General features: G+C 36.5%; 18 protein-coding genes and 2 pseudogenes. 1 reads left to right on the plus strand and 19 read right to left on the minus strand.

Features of this window, described 5'->3' with window-relative positions; all coding sequences use genetic code 11:
• Positions 1-161: 161 nt before the first annotated feature.
• The 18 genes and pseudogenes from ACHABW_RS22975 to ACHABW_RS23060 all read right to left on the minus strand — a co-directional run bounded on the left by ACHABW_RS22975 (position 162) and on the right by ACHABW_RS23060 (position 17,385).
• Entirely contained in the window at positions 162-1,079 is a 918-nt protein-coding gene (locus ACHABW_RS22975) for a DMT family transporter (protein ID WP_435758974.1), read from the minus strand.
• A gap of 343 nt (positions 1,080-1,422) precedes the next feature.
• The gene (locus ACHABW_RS22980; RefSeq protein WP_435758976.1) at positions 1,423-1,977 is read right to left on the minus strand and encodes a hypothetical protein; all 555 of its coding nucleotides are present in this window, start codon (positions 1,975-1,977) and stop codon (positions 1,423-1,425) included.
• A gap of 105 nt (positions 1,978-2,082) precedes the next feature.
• Positions 2,083-2,220: pseudogene (locus ACHABW_RS22985) on the minus strand (CHRD domain-containing protein); the annotation flags it as partial.
• Between the two features lie 406 nt (positions 2,221-2,626).
• Positions 2,627-3,937, minus strand: a pseudogene (locus ACHABW_RS22990) (TRAP transporter permease).
• 36 nt (positions 3,938-3,973) lie between these two features.
• Positions 3,974-4,219, minus strand: coding sequence for a ferredoxin (locus ACHABW_RS22995; RefSeq protein ID WP_435758978.1), 246 nt, complete (start codon positions 4,217-4,219; stop codon positions 3,974-3,976).
• A gap of 795 nt (positions 4,220-5,014) precedes the next feature.
• Positions 5,015-5,806, minus strand: a complete 792-nt coding sequence (locus tag ACHABW_RS23000; protein WP_435758980.1) for an SDR family oxidoreductase — start codon at positions 5,804-5,806, stop codon at positions 5,015-5,017.
• A gap of 15 nt (positions 5,807-5,821) precedes the next feature.
• Positions 5,822-6,661, minus strand: a complete 840-nt coding sequence (locus ACHABW_RS23005) for a carbon-nitrogen hydrolase family protein (protein ID WP_435758982.1) — start codon at positions 6,659-6,661, stop codon at positions 5,822-5,824.
• A gap of 112 nt (positions 6,662-6,773) precedes the next feature.
• Positions 6,774-8,417: a purine-cytosine permease family protein gene (locus ACHABW_RS23010; protein ID WP_435758984.1), complete on the minus strand. Its 1,644-nt coding sequence runs from the start codon at positions 8,415-8,417 to the stop codon at positions 6,774-6,776.
• Positions 8,418-8,444: 27 nt separating this feature from the next.
• A complete protein-coding gene (locus tag ACHABW_RS23015; RefSeq protein WP_435758986.1) occupies positions 8,445-9,233 on the minus strand; it encodes an SDR family NAD(P)-dependent oxidoreductase in 789 nt (262 codons plus the stop codon).
• 13 nt (positions 9,234-9,246) lie between these two features.
• A complete protein-coding gene (locus ACHABW_RS23020; protein WP_435758988.1) occupies positions 9,247-10,146 on the minus strand; it encodes a VOC family protein in 900 nt (299 codons plus the stop codon).
• A gap of 22 nt (positions 10,147-10,168) precedes the next feature.
• The gene (locus tag ACHABW_RS23025; protein ID WP_435758990.1) at positions 10,169-10,399 is read right to left on the minus strand and encodes a hypothetical protein; all 231 of its coding nucleotides are present in this window, start codon (positions 10,397-10,399) and stop codon (positions 10,169-10,171) included.
• A gap of 40 nt (positions 10,400-10,439) precedes the next feature.
• Entirely contained in the window at positions 10,440-10,949 is a 510-nt protein-coding gene (locus ACHABW_RS23030; RefSeq protein WP_435758992.1) for an aromatic-ring-hydroxylating dioxygenase subunit beta, read from the minus strand.
• A 14-nt stretch (positions 10,950-10,963) separates the two neighbouring features.
• Positions 10,964-12,313 (minus strand): aromatic ring-hydroxylating oxygenase subunit alpha, encoded by a 1,350-nt coding sequence (locus ACHABW_RS23035; protein WP_435758994.1) that lies wholly within the window; start codon positions 12,311-12,313, stop codon positions 10,964-10,966.
• 50 nt (positions 12,314-12,363) lie between these two features.
• Positions 12,364-14,301, minus strand: coding sequence for an FAD-dependent oxidoreductase (locus tag ACHABW_RS23040; RefSeq protein ID WP_435758996.1), 1,938 nt, complete (start codon positions 14,299-14,301; stop codon positions 12,364-12,366).
• Between the two features lie 78 nt (positions 14,302-14,379).
• Positions 14,380-15,435 (minus strand): hypothetical protein, encoded by a 1,056-nt coding sequence (locus tag ACHABW_RS23045; RefSeq protein WP_435758998.1) that lies wholly within the window; start codon positions 15,433-15,435, stop codon positions 14,380-14,382.
• The gene (locus tag ACHABW_RS23050) at positions 15,425-16,090 is read right to left on the minus strand and encodes an isochorismatase family protein (protein ID WP_435759000.1); all 666 of its coding nucleotides are present in this window, start codon (positions 16,088-16,090) and stop codon (positions 15,425-15,427) included. The genes ACHABW_RS23045 and ACHABW_RS23050 overlap by 11 nt, the downstream gene beginning before the upstream one ends.
• Before the next feature lie 32 nt (positions 16,091-16,122).
• On the minus strand, positions 16,123-16,872 hold the full coding sequence (locus ACHABW_RS23055; protein WP_435759002.1) for a maleate cis-trans isomerase family protein: 750 nt from the start codon (positions 16,870-16,872) through the stop codon (positions 16,123-16,125).
• A gap of 372 nt (positions 16,873-17,244) precedes the next feature.
• Positions 17,245-17,385: a transposase gene (locus ACHABW_RS23060; RefSeq protein WP_435759004.1), complete on the minus strand. Its 141-nt coding sequence runs from the start codon at positions 17,383-17,385 to the stop codon at positions 17,245-17,247.
• A gap of 357 nt (positions 17,386-17,742) precedes the next feature.
• On the opposite strand from ACHABW_RS23060, the gene ACHABW_RS23065 reads away from it, so the two are divergent.
• Positions 17,743-17,919, plus strand: coding sequence for a hypothetical protein (locus ACHABW_RS23065; protein WP_435759006.1), 177 nt, complete (start codon positions 17,743-17,745; stop codon positions 17,917-17,919).
• Positions 17,920-18,129: 210 nt separating this feature from the next.
• Here ACHABW_RS23065 and ACHABW_RS23070 read toward each other — a convergent pair whose 3' ends face one another.
• Positions 18,130-18,900, minus strand: a complete 771-nt coding sequence (locus tag ACHABW_RS23070) for an isochorismatase family protein (RefSeq protein WP_435759008.1) — start codon at positions 18,898-18,900, stop codon at positions 18,130-18,132.
• Positions 18,901-19,701 lie beyond the last annotated feature (801 nt).

A 19,701-nucleotide genomic window follows, 5' to 3' on the forward strand; every position in this document is an offset into this window, starting at 1 on the left:
CTCGAATGACATAAAAGGAGGAGGAGATTTGAAAATTGTTGTCATTTATAAGGTGTTCGTGGGATTTTGAGAGATAGAATAGCCTAATCCTACCTTATTTTTAGCGAGGAATTAATCTCGACAAATTTCAGGTGGTGATAGTGCATTGCAATTATGATCCGCTATTTTACACGAGGCTGTTTCATTTGCGCAACAATGATTCCGATAAGAATGAGTGATGATCCTATAATGACCCCGATTGTTAGTTGTTCTTTTAACAATAGACTGCTAAATAAAAGACCGAAAATTGGTACAAGCAATGTGGATATCGTTGCGGTTACCATATCAACAACACTCATAATCATGAACCACACCGTAAAACATAAGGCCGAAGCAAGGACTCCCGTAAACAAAATATAGTATGTACTATGAAAGCTGATCTCAATAGACTGTCCTGATTCCATTATTAGCGTGACGATAAATATACCAATAGCACCAAATAACATTTGAAAGGCGGAAGCTTGGATTTTGGGAAGTTCTTGGACCTTTAAGCGATAATAGATGTTTGATATCGCCCAGGATACGGCAGCAATAATGATTAATAACTCCCCAATGATGATTTCAGCGCTTTGACCGGTCCAAATATCCCATCCTAAGATGGTGAGTAAGCCAATCATTCCTATCATCAGCCCAGCTGTTTTCAAGGGGGTTAATTTTTCATCTAAAAACTTGACGGCAAGCAGGCTGCTCCACATGGGCATGGAATACAATAAAACGGAAGATTTGCCCGCACCGACAAACATTAAGGCGAACATCACCAGCAAAAAAACGACGGACGTTTGCAAAGTACCGATAATCAAAAGATGTTTCCAATATCGCTTCTGAGGCAGTCCCAATTTGAGCACCCAACAGAGAAGCAACAGAGTGATGGCACCGACCCCAAATCGAAACGATGAGAAAGTGAAAGGCCCCATATATTCAAGCGAAGCCTTCATCAACACCCATGCATAGCCCCATAGAATAGTGATCGTTAAAATGCCGACCCATACAATCCACTTTTTATTTAGTATAGATTGGATAGAGTTATTTTGTTTAGACATGAGTATCCTCCTAATTGTAGCTTATATGTACTAGATTAATATAATTCCTTAAGCTGGCTGCATTATTACACATTCCGCAAAATATAATAATCACCATTTAACTCTTTCCGTTAGCTTAGTACATTATTTCACACAGTCACCTGAAAATGAAAACATTTGTGCACAGTATTTGGTCTACTACGCAATACAAGAGTAATATTATTTTCCATTCAACATTACTATTCTGCCATTACTCCTTGGACATTAATTTCTCCTATATCTCCATAATACGCAAAAACACTCGAATTCTGATTTCCAGCATAATCCCAGTGTACTAATTTAATCATTCCTTTCCCCACAAACCCTAAACACTCTCTTTCACCAAACCCTCTCTCAACCTCCGATCATACTCCTGGTACCTCCCCGCCATCCAACCATAAAGCTCTGCATTATCCATCTCCTTCACTATCTTACGAGTCTTATTATAATCACCGCCAAATATCTCCTTTTTAATCTTGATCATTGCAGGTGCGTACTGTCTAAAGTATCTGGACATTTGATACGTGTCGGCAAGTACATCCTTTAATTTCCATAAATTATCCTTGCTTTCTGCCTCTAATGCGATATCTGTCTTATTTACATGAACGAGCTTCCATTCATAGTTTAAGTTCGTTCTTTTTATTAACTGTTGATAAAACAGCTTAAACCAACACGCGTTGTGACGACAGTTAAACGTGATAGATGGTGCTTTTTCTCCGTGTCCGTCGCAACTTGCGATAGTTGAAATACCTGCAGCACTAGTAGATTGCTTGATTTTTAAGTTCTTCCCTTTTTCCACTGTGTTTATTTGGTTGTCTTTTTCTAACAAAGTAAACACGATAAATAACCAGAACCACCCCATAAACAATGGTTGTGACAAGATATACAGCTTGATAAGATGCAACTGTAGGATGATGTTAATAAGGGATTTGAAGGTAAGTTTTGCTGTTTTTTCATCTCGCTCTAATACTAGGTCAGCCCCAAAAAGGAACGCAACTACAGGTCCGTTTACACCTCGTGCACCAAAGTGGATATGTGCTTGAACAAAGTTTTCAATGTTTTTAACTTCTAGTGCAAACTTTATCTTAGTTTTATTTTTATTAGCTACAAATTTCGCAAAACCAAAAGCATCAGTAAACGCTTGAGCAGCAAAATGGGATTACGACGAGAAGAGGTCTTATTACAGGGACCTACCATCACTGCCAGCTAATGCTGACGAAATATAACTCGAAGAACCCGGTTCTACATACGCTGAGACCCCCGTGAAAACAAGTAAGGATGTGATGATATGGCAACTGGACCAATCGATAAATGTTTGGAAGAAGCGAATAGCGCTTATGAATAGAGGAATTGTTGAAGCATTATACCCCCATAACCGAGGATGGCATGCACATAGGCCATCCCTTGTGGAATAAGCATGACAAATAGTGTTAATCCGGCAATCAAGTCATTTTAAAAATACTTTGATTAAGAGTTTAAGATAAGACTCCCGTAATTAACAACCTTAGTCATCTTTTCATTTTTAAGCATTATTGAATTTCTACCTTTAAGTCTTTTTCCATATTTACTTCTCTTTTCATTTCAAGTAGTAAAATTAATCCTATCAATATAACACCTGCAATATCTGTTAACACCCCCACATTAAGTAGCATGATAGATCCGATTATTAATATAACTCGAGAAATCACTTTTAAATGCTGTTTCAAGTACCCTTCCAAGGCAACTGCTAAAGCATATACTCCTAGAAATGCAGTTATAGAAGCAACAACAATCGAAATAACAGTCCCTTGCATTATGAGTGATGGTCCAAAGACAAACATAAAAGGTACAATAAAGGCAACCGAAGCTAGACGCACTGCAACAAATCCTGTTTTCATTGGACTTGCTCCGGAAATCCCGCTTGCCGCATATGCAGCAAACGCAATAGGTGGAGTAATAGCCGAAAGTGTACCATAGTAAAAGATAAACAGATGTGCAGCAATAGGTGGAACACCTAAATTTGTCATTGCAGGTGCAGCCAAAATAGCTAACACAATATATGAGGCAACTGGTGGTAAGCCCATCCCCATTCCAGTCATATTTATAACGCCAATTACAATTCCAGCACAGGCTGTAGCTGCTGCAACCAATAGGGATAGCTTCACGCCTTGCTGTAATGCCTCACTGATATCTATTATTTTCATACGTGTTTTTTTCCGTAAGTAACTAGTAATTGGAATAGAAACGATAGACCAAAATGCTGCCAATGGTGGACTCCATTGAATAACAAGTAGTAAAAAGATTAATACTACTAATGGTAAAAGGAGATGCCCTTTTTCTTTAATAACTTCTTTTACATTTGGTCCATCTAATTCAACTTTTGCAACCTTTCCTATTTGAGCTGCTTTTAAGTCTACCATTACAAATACTGCAAAAAAGTAAAGTAATGCGGGTATAATTGCCGCAATTACGACTTGTGCATAATCCACCTGCAGAAAATCAGCAATTAAAAAGGATACTTCACCCATTACAGGAGGTAAGAACATTCCACCCGTAGATGCAACCGCTTCTACTGCTCCTGCATATTCCTATTTGTAGCCACCTCTTTTCATGAGGGGAATCGTTAATACACCAGTAGTAGCCACGTTTGCAACCTGACTTCCACTAATCGTACCGAATAAAGCACTCGCAACAACCGATACTTTTGCGGAACCTCCGCGAAACCTACCAACTAAAGACATTGCTAAATCAATAAATAATTTCCCTGCACCTGAACGTTCGAGCATAGATCCAAAAATAATAAATAAGACAATATAAGTTGCAGATACACCTAAAGGAATACCTATTAATCCTACTAACATCCCTAACTCCACTTTTCTCACTATTTTTATCGTTAATTATCCATAATTTTTATCTCCATCAAATGATTCTTCAGAAACTTTAATGGAGTCTGTTGGGCAACCATCAAGTGCATCTTCTAAATCATCAAATAAATCATCTGTTACTTCTGCAACCCCTTTATTATCGTCTAAAATAACATAAGCAATTCCCTCATCATCATAATCATAAATATCTGGAGCTGCTGCTCCACAAGCCCCACATGCAATACAAGTTTCTTTGTCAACAATTGTATATCTTACCATTAAAGATCCCCCTAACCTTTTATAAATTTTTTATATTTATTTCAATTGTCTATTAAAATAATCTTTATTTAACCCATACTATCTTGTTTGAGAAAGTCCATTGAAGTACTATGACCTGGTTGAAGCTTCGCATTAGAATATAAGAATGATTTAGCGTCACTTTTTGATATAGGAGCTATTGAGGCATTTTTCTACCTACTACACCCTTATTTTCTGTAACTAGGAAGTACTTTTTTGTTCCCTAGATATAAATCTACTTTAGGAAACATTAGTGTATTCTGTCGACAGTCGATTGCCGAACTCTTGGTTTTAAATATTTCTATTATTGAATAATCCTTTATATAACAATAGAGGTAGTAGTTCCTTGGTCGCCTTAAAAATCTCCCCACTTTTCCGGATCTTTTATTGCAAGATCGTACAAATTATCAAATGAAAAAATAGCTTGCTTCTCGGTTATCCATGGTCATAAAAATCAAATCATCAATGATGACTAAGTTAGTTCCTAGAATACGTATCACGCGTTTGCGATTTTCTTGAAACTTCTTCGGTTTGCGTGTTAATGAGTTCTCCCATCGGAATAAAAGATACCTTATATCTTTGATAGATCGCTAATCCCCAACCCTGTCGCCAAGTGTGTTTTCCCACACCTGGCGGTCCTAGAAGGCTTAAATTGTTAGTCTATCCATGTGAATTAACTGGTTTATCCGTTTTCTGCTTAAGGAATGCTGCCCACTTTAACTTTTTTTCAATTTTTTCATCGCGACGTTTTTGTTCATAACAGTTAAGTTTATACCATTAAACCGTCGACTTAATTTGACCGCCATCTACTTGTAAAGATGCCCCTGTAATGAAAGAGGCCTTTTCAGAAGCTAGAAATGTAACGGAATTGGCAATTTCTTCTGCTGTGCCATAGCGTCTTAATGGAATTTCCTCTGCTATCTCGTCTTTAATGACTTCAACAGGGACATTTCGTTTTTCAGCTAAACTATTTGTTATATTTTTTGATCGATCTGTCCAAGTTGGTCCCGGCAACACTTGATTAACAAGAATGTTATCTTTTGCTAATTCATTTGAAAGATGTTTTGAAAGTCCTGAAATTGCACTTCTTGCCATTGTCGAAATCACACCACTTTTCCGTGGCTGTTTAACCCACGTTGATGTCATAAAAATAATTCGACCCCACTTATTTTCTTGCATTTTTGGTATGACTCTCTGAGTCATATTTAATACTGGAATTAGCATCATATCAAGCCCAATTTTCCAATCTTCAGAAGTAGTATCTACAAAGTCAGATGTTTTTGGCCCACCAGTATTACAGATTAAAATATCTACATGTCCAAAATGATTTAATACTTGATCCATTAATCTATCAACATCAGTAGATTTAGACAAATCTGCTGGTGTTGAAAATACTTCATACTTTCCAGATTGTGATAATTGTTCAGCTGCTTTATTAATATTTTCTTCACTCCTCGAACTAATTGCTACTTTAGCACCTTCTGCTAGCATTGCTTCAGCTATTGAATAACCAAGTCCTTTACTCGCTGCAGTTACTAATACTACTTTCCCTTTAATACCTAAATCCATATTTAACATCTCCTATTATTTATCAATTTCGTTCCATTTGTAAACATCTGGTCGTCTTTGAGTGAGAGTTGGTATTCTTTTTCTGATATCTTCTACCCAATTTAAATCAAGATCTACTGTAACAACTGCGTCTTTGTCTGAAGATTGAGCGATCACCAATCCCCATGGATCCACAGCCATGCTCCTTCCGTAGCTCCACTCACCATGAGGTGGGAACTTTCCGTAGGTTGCCGGAGCCACCATGTAAACTTGGTTTTCAATCGCTCTAGCTCGGAGTAACACTTCCCAGTGATCCTTCCCTGTATGAAGCATAAAAATAGCTGGTACTAAAATGACTTTAGCTCCTTTCAATGCGAGGATTCGGAACATTTCTGGAAAACGCATATCAAAACAAACACTAAGACCAACTGGAACTCCCTTTATATTGGTTACAACGATCTCATCGCCCGCTTCCTCAACCTGACTACCAGAATAATTTCTTCCACCTACCTGTGCGTTAAAAGTGTGTATTTTATTATACGTATCTTGAATTTCACCTTCTGGATTGATTACGCAACAAATATTACGTAGCTTCCCTTCTTCCTTTACTTTCAATTTCATCGTCCCTGCTACGATGTAAATTCCTAATTCGTTGGCTAAGTCTCTTAATTTTGTTATTGTAGGCCCATCCAAAGTTTCAGCATTTTTATAGAAATCGTCTTTCGTACCCATTATATGAAAATTCTCTGGAAGAACTACAGCATCTGGTTTGCTTAGTGCTGCTTGTTTTATTAATTCAATTGCCCTTTGAACATTTCCTTCTACTTCATTAGTAACTTCCATTTGCACCATGGATATTTTAAGTTTGTCTATCATTAAATCAGTCCTTATTACATATTTTTAACTTTACTAATCTTCCTTCTGTTATCACTTAAAGGTTAGGAATACAATTAAACAGATTAATAGTATTCCTAATTAGCCGTCTTTATCAAACCGATTGATCTTTTGCGACTTCATTTGGATCTACATCGGATTGACACATTTTTTTGCAATTCAACTCCCCAGCACATGTTGAGGAGGAAATCCAATTATCATCGTAAAATGGACAAAAAACAAAGTCACTTTTGTGGTGTGTTTCACCGGTGACAAAACAATTCATTGTAGCAGAATTTGTTTTAGGCACTTCCGGGATTCTTCCGAAGTATTGTTTCACTACTTTTTCTTTTCCAAGCATCCTTGCAATCACTACTGGCATAATAAAAGAAAGGACTAATGATACAAACACAGCCATTGCTTGCAACCCTTCTCCCCAAACACCAAAAGATGCTATGAGTCCAATAAGTATTGGAACGACAAGCGAGCTGAAACCAATCCAATTGATATCTGGGAGGTATCCTCTACGGATTTCACCCCATTTTGGAATGCTATAAAAGGGACGAACCAATAAATGTTCTCCAAAATATGAACCGACCCAAGCTGAAAAGAGTACCCCAGCAATCGTCGCGATAGTTGGATAATAATCAAGAAACGAACTGTTTACTAAAATAAAACCAAGAACAGCAAAAGGGATTAGAAACCAAGAACGCATTAAAGTTTTTTTAGTGATCTGAGACACAGCACTATTTAATGCTAATGAACCCAAATACATATTCATGACGTTCCCTCTCAACTGAGTAATACATACGAGAAGTACACCAACAGGTCCAAGTACCCAAACAAACGTTACCCCTGGATCTGGATTCACTCCATTTGAAGCTGCAAGGAAAAATATTCCCATAGCTCCAATCATAAATGAATTTATAACGGTATTAATTAATATTTGAATGACAGCACCTTTTTTTCGTTCTCTACGTCGTGTCATTCTCGTAATATCAGTAACAGCAAAGATATTCATAAAACCAAACGCACCCAACCATGCTCCAGTAGCACTCACAATAGTCATCCAAGATATAGGAACATTATTTGGATTTAGCTCCCACCATTTATCTGCAAAAGCCGCACTTGTAAGTTCAGACCACTCACTGAAAAGTCCAATAAAAACTAACGCAATTCCAATCAAATAAAGTAAAAAAGTCGCAAATTGAATTTTCGATAGTAAAACCATCCCATATATCCCTAACGGAATAATGACAGCAATAATAATTCCAACCCATAACCAGAAAGGGAGGATAGGTAAATACTCGTGTAATGCTGCAGCAATAACGGAAGTTTCAAGAGCAAAAAGAATAACTAAATAGGTACCAACCAGCAATGAGATAACGATTGAACCATTATATCCATAACTTGAACGACTCATTAAATCTTTCCCAATTCCCTCATTTGCTGATTTCATCGATGTAAAGAAGACTCCAAAACCTATCAAAATCATTGATAGGAGAAAGCCAACCATGACCGAAATTGCACCAAAAGCAAATGTCAGCAGTGCCCCTGTAAGTGGATATGCTAGCGCTGTTGAAAGCCCCATCCAGCTCCAGCCACTCGACCATGCTCCAAATCTCCAATCACCTGGAACCCTTTGTAGAGCATAGTCATCTTTAGCGGTCGTAGAATCCTTTGCGCGATCCAGGTCTCTATCATCGTAAAAATGTTCGATAGAATAGTTTTGTAATTCCTTTACATCCCGATTACTCATTTTTTACCTCCAACATATTTTCATATTTTATAGACTGCCAGATGGTTTAACTAGTCCTCGAATACCAATGCCGTTGTCCGCTTGAATAATCGTTCCTGTCATGGTTTTTGCACTCTCTGAAGCTAGTAATACATATAGGTCCGCATAATCCTCTGGCTTAGGGATAAAAGGTAAAGGTAATGATTGCTCAACACCTGATATAATGGAGGGAACATCTTCACCAACTGACTTTGGCATTCCCATTGTAGTTCCAATAACTCCAGGGGCAACTCCGTTTACTCGAATCGTTGGAGCTAATTCATAAGCCAATTCTTTTATCAAACCTGCTACAGCATGCTTGGATGCTGTATATAAAGGACCACCTCCAGCAGAATAAAAACTCGCATGAGATCCTGAAAAAATCATACACCCCTTTGTTTTAAGTAGTTCTGGAATGACTACTTTAGCGCCTAACATATAGCCTTTAACATTTACATGAAAAAGTTCATCAAAACCACGATCAATTTGCTCAACTGTTAATTCATTTATTCCTTTATTGCCATCATAAATACCAGCATTACCTACAAAAATGTCAATTTTTCCAAATGAATGAATAACTTCTTCCACCATCCGTAAATTATCTTTCACTAAGCTAACATCTGCTTGAATAAAAAGTGATTTTTCACCTAATTGAGCTTTCATTGCATCAAGTCGCTCCTGAGATCTATCAACGACACAGACCATCGCCCCATCATCTATAAATTGCTCAGCAATTGCTCTCCCTAATCCAGAACACCCTCCGGTAACTATAGCTACTTTCTCATCTAAACGTCCCATATTCATCCTCCTTTTACATCCCTTTGATAAAACTCTGCGGCGGTTTTCGAAGTTTTGACCATGAGTCTAAAGTATCCTGCATACTCCTCCATACTTTTGTTGGTGAATCAGGATCTAAATATGCCTGTTCGGCAACATACTCAAATCGGTTCCCACCGGGTTCAAGATAATAGGCGTATAAATTTGGGCCAATTGGATGCCTTCCTGGACCAAGTTCAACATCAATATCAAATTGAGAAAGGACATCACAAGCAACTTTAATATGTTCGATGTTGGCCATTGTCCAAGAGAGATGATGTAGCGTATCATTTGGTTTTTTTGTAATTGTCGTTGCTACATCGTGATGATAACCACGAAAACGCATGAACGACATCATATATTTACCATCCATCTCGGGGTCGACAATGTCAGAAATTTTAAAGTTTAATATTTTATGAAAGAAATCAGTTTCCTTTTTGACATCAACAGCCATTAAATTAATATGGTCAATGTTCAATGGCGAAGATGCAACATTTCGGAAATACGTAGGTTTAGACGGGTTCACATAATTATTATCCGCGACAAGGACGAATTCCATTGGAATACCACTTGGCAGATTAAAGCGGATACCCTTTACTTGACCTGGTTCTACTCCATTATGTCGATCAACACGAACACCAAGATTTTTTATTTTTTTATAGAAATATTCTAATTCTTCTTCGTTGTCAACTCTTACAGCAAAGTGGGAAACTCCTGTTCCACCTTCTGATATGGCTAAATCATAGTTTTTATCATAGCCACATCCTAAGTAAGTGACACCATCTTCCTTAGCTATTTCTACTAAACCTAAACCTTCTTTATAGAAGGTTAAAGCCTTTGAAAGATCTTTGACTTTCAGTTCAACATGTTCAAACCTTTGTGCCTTTGAATGCATAATACTTCCTCCTTCAAGCAGATTATTCCTTCGATGGAGATTCCTTAGCACCAAAATGATACTCAAAAAATTCAGAAAAATGTTCAGATTTAAGTAGTGTCAAACTCTCTAATTGCATGGGATCCAATCGAATCTTTCTATCGCTTTTCATAGATTCTATTTCTAATAATTCACCATTTCTAGTTTCCATTTTACTTACTTTAATGTAAGTAAACTCGTTCGCAATTTTAAACTGGCGATCATTTTCTTCCATTTCCTTTCCCCCCTTTAAATCTATTAACCTCTCATCTTTATTAAATGAAAATAGCTAAATTAGCCATTGGTACTGTTGCATGATCTAGCAATATAAGTCTCTTCGAAAGCTTCCATTCCCCGTCAATTTTGCGAATTGTGTCATGTCTTTCCCCACTCAAAAACTGGTTAGTCGGCATATCAAACTTACCTCGATATAACAGAAAATTCGTTTTGAATTTAATTTGATTTTTCAAATTACTATCCATACTGCCTCTAAAATTTGTTAAAAAATGTCGTGTGCGTGAAGCGGGGTCTTCTGCCCAGTTATATTCTGAGTATGCACGTAGTACACGCATTTCCATTGAGCTTTTCGTTTCATCCATATGAGATGCACGATCACTGAACTCTGTAGCCGCTGCTTTTTCTAAGGTTATCCTGACAGGAATTTTATAAGTGAAATCATCTGTCATAACATCCAGCCATTCATTAAATCTTTTATCATCTATCAACTCTGCTTCATCAAGTAAAAACTCCACTCCTTCATGGTACAAATCGATAGGAACTCTCATTTTTTTCCTCCTCTTTATTTTTCTTTTAACATGTCATCTAAATATCGCTTGTAAAAATGTCGCTGATTTCCTTCTTCAAAACGTGGATAATATGCGATCCCTGGAAATGACCAATCTGTGACTTGTTTTGAACTTCCTATGTTATTCATACCCATTTGAAGATTCAGTTTCATATTTTTCTTAGCAAAAGTGCCTTTCGCATTCTTTGTCATTGCTTCCCAAGGGACAGGATCGTCTAGTTCAAATGTACCAGCAATTCCAAAAGTAGACATCGCTGATCGATAGGAAGATCGTTTAAATTCCTCTGTTGTGTTTTTATACATGAAAAACCAGTTCCAAACCTCAATTTCACCTGGACCTATTGGCCGCCATACCCTCCATGTGAATAAAGGGGTAGGTGGTACATTTTTGGGATCTGGGCTTAAAGGAAGCATTAGAAACGAAATATTAGGAAAGATATTCCCAACACATACTCGGGATCCACGCGCTAACTCCAATTGTTTTTCAGACAAATTATCTAAATTGAACGTTTTTACAATTTCTTCGGGATAAAAGAAAAATAAAGGATCTTCGCTCTCTAAATCAATAGAAAAGCTAACTCCATGCCCGTTCCCTGCTTGAATATGATACCCTTTCATGTTTTCCTTAAGAGGAATTTGCATTACGCCAATATCATAAGTTGATTTATGGAGAGTCATAAGGTGATAATCGTCTCCCGAAAAATTTTCTGCTGCAATTTTCCAATCAGACTTAATTACATATCGCTGTGGTTCCCCAAGTACCTCCATACCTTCATCTTGAAGGGAAAAAATCATGTCTAAATACCAACTCATCCCACCTAAGGATTCTTCTAAACTAGGTCCATTTTCTTCTAAACATGCAAAAATAAATCCATGGAAAATTTCTACACGTGGAGCATGTGTAAGTCCCCACTTTTTGCGATCTAAACCATTATAGGCTTCCTTATAGGCAGGAGCTCCTAATAAATCTCCATTATTTTTAAATGTCCAGCCATGATACGGACAACGAAAATGAGAAGAATTCCCTTTCTCAGCTCTACAAATACTCGCCCCCCGGTGAGGGCATATATCTAAAATAACTTGAACTTCACCGTCATCCGTCCTATTAACAATGAATGCATCATCACCTATATAACGAAGAACATAATCCCCAGTATTTGGGATTTCAGTGTCATGAGCCATATAATTCCAATTCCCGACAAACACTTTTTCGAGTTCTGTTTTATATAGATCTTCATCATTCAAAATACCAATATTAGTAATACCTTCATTGAGGTCTTTTTGAAACTCTTCTAAAATTTTTTGAACTTTTGAAGAATTTGTTGATTTAGACTTTCTATCCATAATAAGTTCCTCCTAAATAAAACTAATTTAAGTATCCCATTCAAACTATATTAAATTAAAAGCGCTGTCATATACCCACCATGAACGGCATCATAAATTTTCCCAGGTTCTTTTCCATCCCCAATCTGATAAATATTAAGAGATGCTTCTTCTAATTGATTGAATAAAGTATGATTGGATGTAAATCCATTTGCCATAATGACAGTGTCTACTGAAATAACTTGTTCCTTTCCATTTCGACTGCTTATTGTTACAGCTTCGCCATTCATTTCCTTTACTTCAGCGGAAGTAATTACGGTCACTTTTTTCTCTTCAATTTTTTCGCAATAGGACGTTTTGAACGTAATTAAATCTTCATTTAGTATGTCTAGTCTCTGTTCAATAACCGTCACACTGCGTCCATGATCCGCTAAAAATAAAGCGGTTTCAATCCCTGACATTCCTCCACCAATAATTACAACACGCTGTCCAGTATTAACTTTCCCTGTCAAAACATCGTTTGCTTGTATAGTTTTTGTTATATCCATCCCTTTTATATGACTAAACTTCGGAATCTTGCCGACAGCAATAATGGCCTCATCAAAATCACCATTTTGAATCATATCTTTCGTTGCTTCTTCTTTCACCACTTTAATACCCAATTTTTCAACCTGAGCATTATAGTAATTTATTAATTGAGTAATATCCGATTTAAAGTTTGCCGCAGATGCTGGTAGTAACGCTCCTCCAAGTTCACCTTTCTCATAAAGTGTAACTTTATGTCCTCTTAGTGCACTTACTCGAGCAGCTTCCATCCCCGCAGGACCTCCGCCAACGACGACAATATTTTTCAACTTTAAAGCTGGAACAATGTCTAACTCACCTTCTCTGCCCATATTCGGATTCACTGAACATCGAATAGAACGAAATTTAAAAAACGTTCTTTCCATACAACCATCATTGCAGCGAATACAAGGAATGATATCTTCTGTTCTTCCTTCCTGTGCTTTTTTTGTAAATTTAGGGTCTGCAAGTAATGGACGGCCCAAGGTGATAAAATCTGCTTTTCCTTCATTTAAAATACTTTCAGCTAAATCAGGTGTCGTAATAGACCCTGAAGCCATCACAGGAGTTGTCAAGTTTTGTTTAATACGATCCGCTGCCCATACATTCGGACCATTTTCAACAGTCATCGGACTAACTTGATAATTCATCATGTGGTGATCTCCACCTGAAACATGAAAGGCTTTTATTCCTAATTTTTCCGCTAATTTACACACCTCAATTGTTTCCTCTATCTTAATCCCATCTTTTTGATAATCTGTACCATTTATTCGCATAGTTATTGGATAACCATTACTTACTTTACTGTTAATATTATTTATTACTTCTATTAAAAATCTCATTCTATTCTCTAAAGAACCACCGTATAGGTCATTTCTTTTGTTTGTATGAGGAGATAGAAAGTTTGTAATTAAATAACCATGAGCAGCATGTATTTCTACTAAATCAAACCCTGCCATTTCAGCTCTTTTTGCAGCGTCACCAAAAGCTTCGATAATCCCTTTAATTTCTTCGATTGTCAGTTCTTCAGGAATAATACCAGACTCTTCATATAAAGTAGGCCAAGGGATTCTAGACGGTGCTTTTATAGGGGGAGTACCTAAAAACTTTTGTCTTCCACAATGTTCAATTTGGATACCTACTTTTGCACCTTCATCATGTATAACAGAAACTAACCAAGATAACCCAGCAATGTGTTCGGTTTCACTAATACCTAATTGGCAATAGGCAGATTTGCTTGCATCATTATCAATATAGGAGTACTCGACAATAACTAACCCTGTTCCACCACGTGCGATTTCTTTATAAAATCTAACTAACCTTTCAGAAACTGTTCCGTCCATATTACTAAGACCAGTGGATTGTGGTGCTTTAACGATACGGTTTTTTAGTTGAACTGTGCCAATTTCCCCGGGAGTAAATAATTTAGAATGTTTACCAACCATAAATAACCTCCTATTATCGTAAGTAACACTTCTCAAAGTCATTTCCATATTGATATGATTCAGCAATGATTGAATAAATTAACCCATATAAGGAATTAGTTCAGGAATGACAATTTCTCCCTCATTGACAACTACTTGATTATCTAAATAAACGGAACAGTTTAACATCGGGATATCATAGTGACTTCTTACAAATCTTCCAACTCCGGCATCCGGACCAGTTGACCACATGAAATTGCCCGCATAAGCTCGTGCATCCATACCATAAGTCGACTTACCATAAAATTGCATCGCTTCCCATGATGCAGTTTCATCTAATCCGAATCCAAAATGAGATGTTGCAAATGCCTCTTGATCTCTCCACGAATCTAAATATCCTTTAAATAACTTTGTATCTAACCCCTCACCATAGATATCTGTTATAAAGCCTTTATCAATAGTTACAGTGATTGGATTTTCTACATATCGATTCATTGGGATAATAATGTCACCACAATCGATAACTATTTTACCAGTAGGACTTCGGTCAACTGGATAGAAAGCTACAAATCCACCTGCGAAATGATCCCACCTACCAGGTTTATCCGTATAACCATATTGTTGAATGATTCTTGGTTTGTCTAATTCCATCGAAATATCAGTCCCACTTTTAGAAGTTACACGAAATGTTTTTGCCTCATCAATCATTTCTGCTGCTTTTTCAACTCGTTTACGTAGTGATCTTCGAGGAAACATTCTTTCTAAAATTTCGGGATGCTCCCATACCATTAACATCCTCGCTCCATTCTCGACGATAATTGCTCTAGCTTTTGTATGAACAAGCCCTTCTCCCGTAATATCTATAACGATATCTGCTTGTTTTAACGTTTCCATCACATAAGGATGTTCAGTAATGTATTGATCTATTTTCACCATTTGTCTACCATGTTGTGGTAATTCCTCCCGCCACGCACCAGGAAATTCAACCGAAAATGGGATAGCATCTAACATGCTTGCTGCAGCAATAAATGCATCTTTAAACCCTCTCCCAGTATCACCTTGACATGCAATCACAATTTTCTCATTAGGTTTAACTCCGCATAATTCTAATTCATCTTTACATAATCTAGTTAATTGCTCAATACTATATCCCATGCTCAAGACTCCCCTTTTTCGTTTTACTGATAGAATTCATACAATCTTCAGTAGAAAGAATATCAGCGTACTTTTGTTTCATATCAAATAGACTTTGTTCATGTGATTTTATCGATCTATCTCCACAGCTATCATCTAATACTATCGGTCTAAAACCTGATTGAATCGCATCAACAACTGTCGCTCTAACACATCCGCTCGTTGTTGTTCCAGATATAATTACAGTATCAATGTTATTTGTCGTTAACCTAGTTGCTAAATCTGTCCCAAAGAAAGCTGATGCATATTTCTTTGTCAATATAGAATCTCCTTGCTGGCAATCTAGTCTTTCGTCTAGTTCAACATTCGTTGTATTCTCTATAAGTGTTTCTAACCCTTGCATTTTATGAAACCAGATTCCCTTGTCTGTTAAATCTGCGTTTTCATAGGCAATTCTTGTAAAAATCGTTGGTATTTTTTCATTTTTACAAAAATTTAGAAATGTATTTATTTTATTAATTTGATTAGATAAATCGGCTCCCAATGGATGTGCTGTATTTGTGAAACCTTTGATGACATCAACTACAATAAAACAAATTTTTCCATCTAACCCTAATGATTTACCAAAACCTCTATCTTTAAAAAATTTATTATCTTCATCTAAATTATTCATCATCCTATCTCCTCATCAAACGACATTCAAAATTATTAATATTTCCCTGAAAGTAACTCACCTGCATCAGGAACTGTTGTGTTTAAATTTAAGTTTTTAAGAATTTGATATACAGTTGCAGAAGCAGCAGTTATTACTGGTATTCCTAATTGATCTTGAACTTTTTGAATTACGGGTTGTGAAGGCATTTGCACACACGCTGATAAAATTAATACATCTGCACCTTTAATATTAAGTTGTTTTGATAATTCAATTAAATTCTTAGGATTCAATCTTCCTACTTCTAAATTATCTGCGACTTCTAAACTTATCGAGTCAATAACCTCTACACCAAAAGACTCAATATAATCGATTACTGTTTTTGTTAAAGGCTTCATGTATGGTGTTACAAGTGAAACTTTCTTTGCATCAAGTACTTTTAATCCCTCAATTAATGCACCAGCACTGCTCAAAACAGGTGTAGGAAAATTGTTATCCTCTGTTGCATTGGATAACCGTGTCTCACATGAAAAATGGTGTTTATTACCCTGACTCATAACCGCTACAAGGCAGGCATAAGCCAAAACATCACATTCTGCATCAGATAACTCTAATGCACACCGAACACTATCATCATCCATTTTTTTTAATTCTTCTTTTGTTACTTGTTTCATTCTCATTCTGCTGGAATGAAAAGTAAACTTTTCAGGTCCCAACCTAGAATTTAACATTTTTGGTATTTCAGTTTCCATTGTCGTATTTGAACTTGGAACAATTAATCCTACCCTAAAACCATCTTTTTTCACTAAAAAGAACCTCCCTTATCCATAAACTAAGAAGCTGTTAAAACTAATCAAAGCTACCAAACTTATCTTAATGGTAATTATAGCTAACAGGAGATAAGTAAGTCAAGGTTTATTTCGAATATTCTGAAAATTATGTACCTTACTTATTAACCAGAATTCTCTTCTTTACTTACATAATGAGATATTTAGTTTATATTCTCCGATTTTAAGAATCGACTTATTTTTATTTTGATATTTTCTTAATAAGAAAAATGAATCTCCCGAAGGGCTTTCAAGAGGTTCAGATTGAGTATTTGGAGAGAGATGACGGCTTTTAGACGCGTTTGAATAAGACCGAGTCCATAGGTGCGTTTCACTTCACCGAAATTGCCTTCAATGGTATTTCGTTATGACGCATCTTGGTAGGCGGATCCGTTTCTGTTCTTTATCTTCTTCTTTAGGTGGACGACCGAGCTTTGGACCACTTAACCGAATACCACCTTGTTGACAGTACCTTCGGTTCTCTCGAGTCATGTTGATCTGATCGGTTAATACAGCCTTAGGGAAACGCCGTTTCGTTCCACATACCCTCCGTCAGAAGTTGGTAAGTCGTTTCATTCATGATACGAATCCCATTTCAGAGTATTGAGGAACGCCCAGCCGGTGACAAGACTAAGAGAAATTTGGCTCCAAAATCCACGTTCGTATGGGTTATACCACGAACAAACAGACGTACATTAGGTTGAGAAATACTAACAATTCGGTCATCAATGCGGTGGGTATTGGTCTGAGACATCTGCTTTTTCTGTTTGGTAAGAGACAGATAGTTTTTACGGGCTTTCTTTCGGTTTGTTTTGTTGGCCACAAAACGGTGTGTGAAGCGTATCAATCATGGATTTAAGTTTTTCTCGCACTTCATTCAAAAGCTTTAAATCTGTCGGATACGTGATGTCAGCTGTTGCAAACTTGCATCCATTAGAAGCTTACCTTGATGGGAACCGTGGGGATTGTCGTCTAATCATTGCTGTCCTACCGTTTCAACGTCACTTGTTCCTTGATGTTCTTTAATGATTAACGCACCCTAAGCAAGTCTAACCGAGTAGGCTTGCCTACCTTAAGTCAGATCCTTTAGTTGGTTTTTGTAACATTTCTCAACTTATCACCACGGAATGAGATTGGACAAGATTACCCAGCGATTCTTAGGATTTAGTTTTCCACCAAATGGCAAATAGCAATCACTCATTAAACAGTTGACCGCCATGTTATGATAACTGATGCTTAAATACTTTTAAAATATTTGATTGTTTCATCTATATTGATAATATCTGCATATCTAGCATTCAAATCTATTAATGTTGCATTTTGAATCGATTGATTTCTATCCCCAACAGCTTCTTCTGGTATGGCTACACGGTACCCATGTTGAAATGCTTCAATCGCAGTTGACCTAATACTACCACTTGTCGTTGTCCCAATTAAAATGACAGTATCGATATTTTTTTCTTTTAGAAAATCATTTACTGGAGAATTAAAAAAATCATTGATATAAACGGTATTATTCATCAAATCAAAAGTTTCACCAAGTAAACTATCATGAACTTTTGTCCACTCACTTTCTTTCTCTAATATTTTTAAAGAGGGGAATTTCCTCCCCCACAAATTAGAAAACTCATCATCTTCAATATAGATCGTTTTACTAAATACTACAGGAATATTATATTTTTTTGCACTTCTAATAATTAATAAAGCGCTATCAATAACTTGATGATGATCTATTGATAACTTTGAATTAGAGTTAGTGAATGCTTTTGTTAAATCTCTTATAAGAATGGCAGGTTTTTTTCCGAATCCTAATCTCCCAGAAAAGCCTTGTTGAGCATATAAATGTTTTATTTCATCAAAAATGTATCTTCGTTGTCCCCCCGGAGTATAAATTACTTTAACCCCATATCCCTCTACAATTCCGCCTTTTTCCATTCTTCTCAAAGTACTTGCTGATACACCTAACATTTTAGCGGCTTCTGAAATAGTCATTAATTTATCAAACATATAGTTCCTCCTTCTATTAATTCAATTATCATCTAAAAAAATCATGTATTCTCTTTTACATAGTTTCATTTGGATAAGTTGGACACTGACAAGTTTAGTAAGTATGACAGGTTTTGAGAATTATTCATATTTTAATCATTTGTATCTTGTTTTGTCAATTACAGTTACAAATAAAATCTAATAGCTTGAAAAAAGTGGATAGAAATTAATTTAAATCGGATATTATTCTATTAGATAACGCTATATGTAAATGGAGATTCATTAAGGTATACTCTAACTCCGTTCATCTTTAATAAATTAGTAAAAGACTTAGGTACATCTTTCAATTTCCATACAAAATTACTACTCTACATTACTTCTTAAACACTCCTTCGACAATAATTCTCATATGCCTCCATAATATGAAAAAAACCCGGATTATGGTTCACACCATAATCCGAGTGTACTAATTTAATCATTCCTTTCCCCTCGAATCCTAAACACTCTCTTTTACCAAATCCCCTTTCAACCGCTGACCATACTCCTGACACTTCGCCACCATCCATCGATAAAGCTCTTCCTCATCCATTCTTTCACTAACTTACTAGCACTATTATTCTCCACTCCAAATATCTCCTTATATCAATGGCGATTGTTTGCACGTTTGAAAGTGCCACTGTGCAAGATCGAACCACCAAGATGACGCAGGAGGTTTTAATTTCTGAAACAAAGGGACGCTTCTGTGCTTCATTGGCATTGGTGTGGGGGACTCGCGTGGTTCACTCAACCGAGGAAAAAACGAATAAAAGACCCTTCACAGGA

This window comes from Salipaludibacillus sp. CF4.18 (assembly GCF_051262595.1).
Taxonomy (GTDB): Bacteria; Bacillota; Bacilli; order Bacillales; family Salisediminibacteriaceae; genus Salipaludibacillus; species Salipaludibacillus neizhouensis.

Coding starts and splice junctions, on each gene's coding strand:
- ACHABW_RS22975 (WP_435758974.1), bottom strand. CDS start 1,079: ATGTCTAAACAAAATAACTCTATCCAATCTATACTAAATAAAAAGTGG.
- ACHABW_RS22995 (WP_435758978.1), bottom strand. CDS start 4,219: ATGGTAAGATATACAATTGTTGACAAAGAAACTTGTATTGCATGTGGG.
- ACHABW_RS23000 (WP_435758980.1), bottom strand. CDS start 5,806: ATGGATTTAGGTATTAAAGGGAAAGTAGTATTAGTAACTGCAGCGAGT.
- ACHABW_RS23005 (WP_435758982.1), bottom strand. CDS start 6,661: ATGATAGACAAACTTAAAATATCCATGGTGCAAATGGAAGTTACTAAT.
- ACHABW_RS23010 (WP_435758984.1), bottom strand. CDS start 8,417: ATGAGTAATCGGGATGTAAAGGAATTACAAAACTATTCTATCGAACAT.
- ACHABW_RS23015 (WP_435758986.1), bottom strand. CDS start 9,233: ATGGGACGTTTAGATGAGAAAGTAGCTATAGTTACCGGAGGGTGTTCT.
- ACHABW_RS23020 (WP_435758988.1), bottom strand. CDS start 10,146: ATGCATTCAAAGGCACAAAGGTTTGAACATGTTGAACTGAAAGTCAAA.
- ACHABW_RS23025 (WP_435758990.1), bottom strand. CDS start 10,399: ATGGAAGAAAATGATCGCCAGTTTAAAATTGCGAACGAGTTTACTTAC.
- ACHABW_RS23030 (WP_435758992.1), bottom strand. CDS start 10,949: ATGAGAGTTCCTATCGATTTGTACCATGAAGGAGTGGAGTTTTTACTT.
- ACHABW_RS23035 (WP_435758994.1), bottom strand. CDS start 12,313: ATGGATAGAAAGTCTAAATCAACAAATTCTTCAAAAGTTCAAAAAATT.
- ACHABW_RS23040 (WP_435758996.1), bottom strand. CDS start 14,301: ATGGTTGGTAAACATTCTAAATTATTTACTCCCGGGGAAATTGGCACA.
- ACHABW_RS23045 (WP_435758998.1), bottom strand. CDS start 15,435: ATGGGATATAGTATTGAGCAATTAACTAGATTATGTAAAGATGAATTA.
- ACHABW_RS23050 (WP_435759000.1), bottom strand. CDS start 16,090: ATGATGAATAATTTAGATGAAGATAATAAATTTTTTAAAGATAGAGGT.
- ACHABW_RS23060 (WP_435759004.1), bottom strand. CDS start 17,385: ATGACTCGAGAGAACCGAAGGTACTGTCAACAAGGTGGTATTCGGTTA.
- ACHABW_RS23065 (WP_435759006.1), top strand. CDS start 17,743: ATGGATTTAAGTTTTTCTCGCACTTCATTCAAAAGCTTTAAATCTGTC.
- ACHABW_RS23070 (WP_435759008.1), bottom strand. CDS start 18,900: ATGTTTGATAAATTAATGACTATTTCAGAAGCCGCTAAAATGTTAGGT.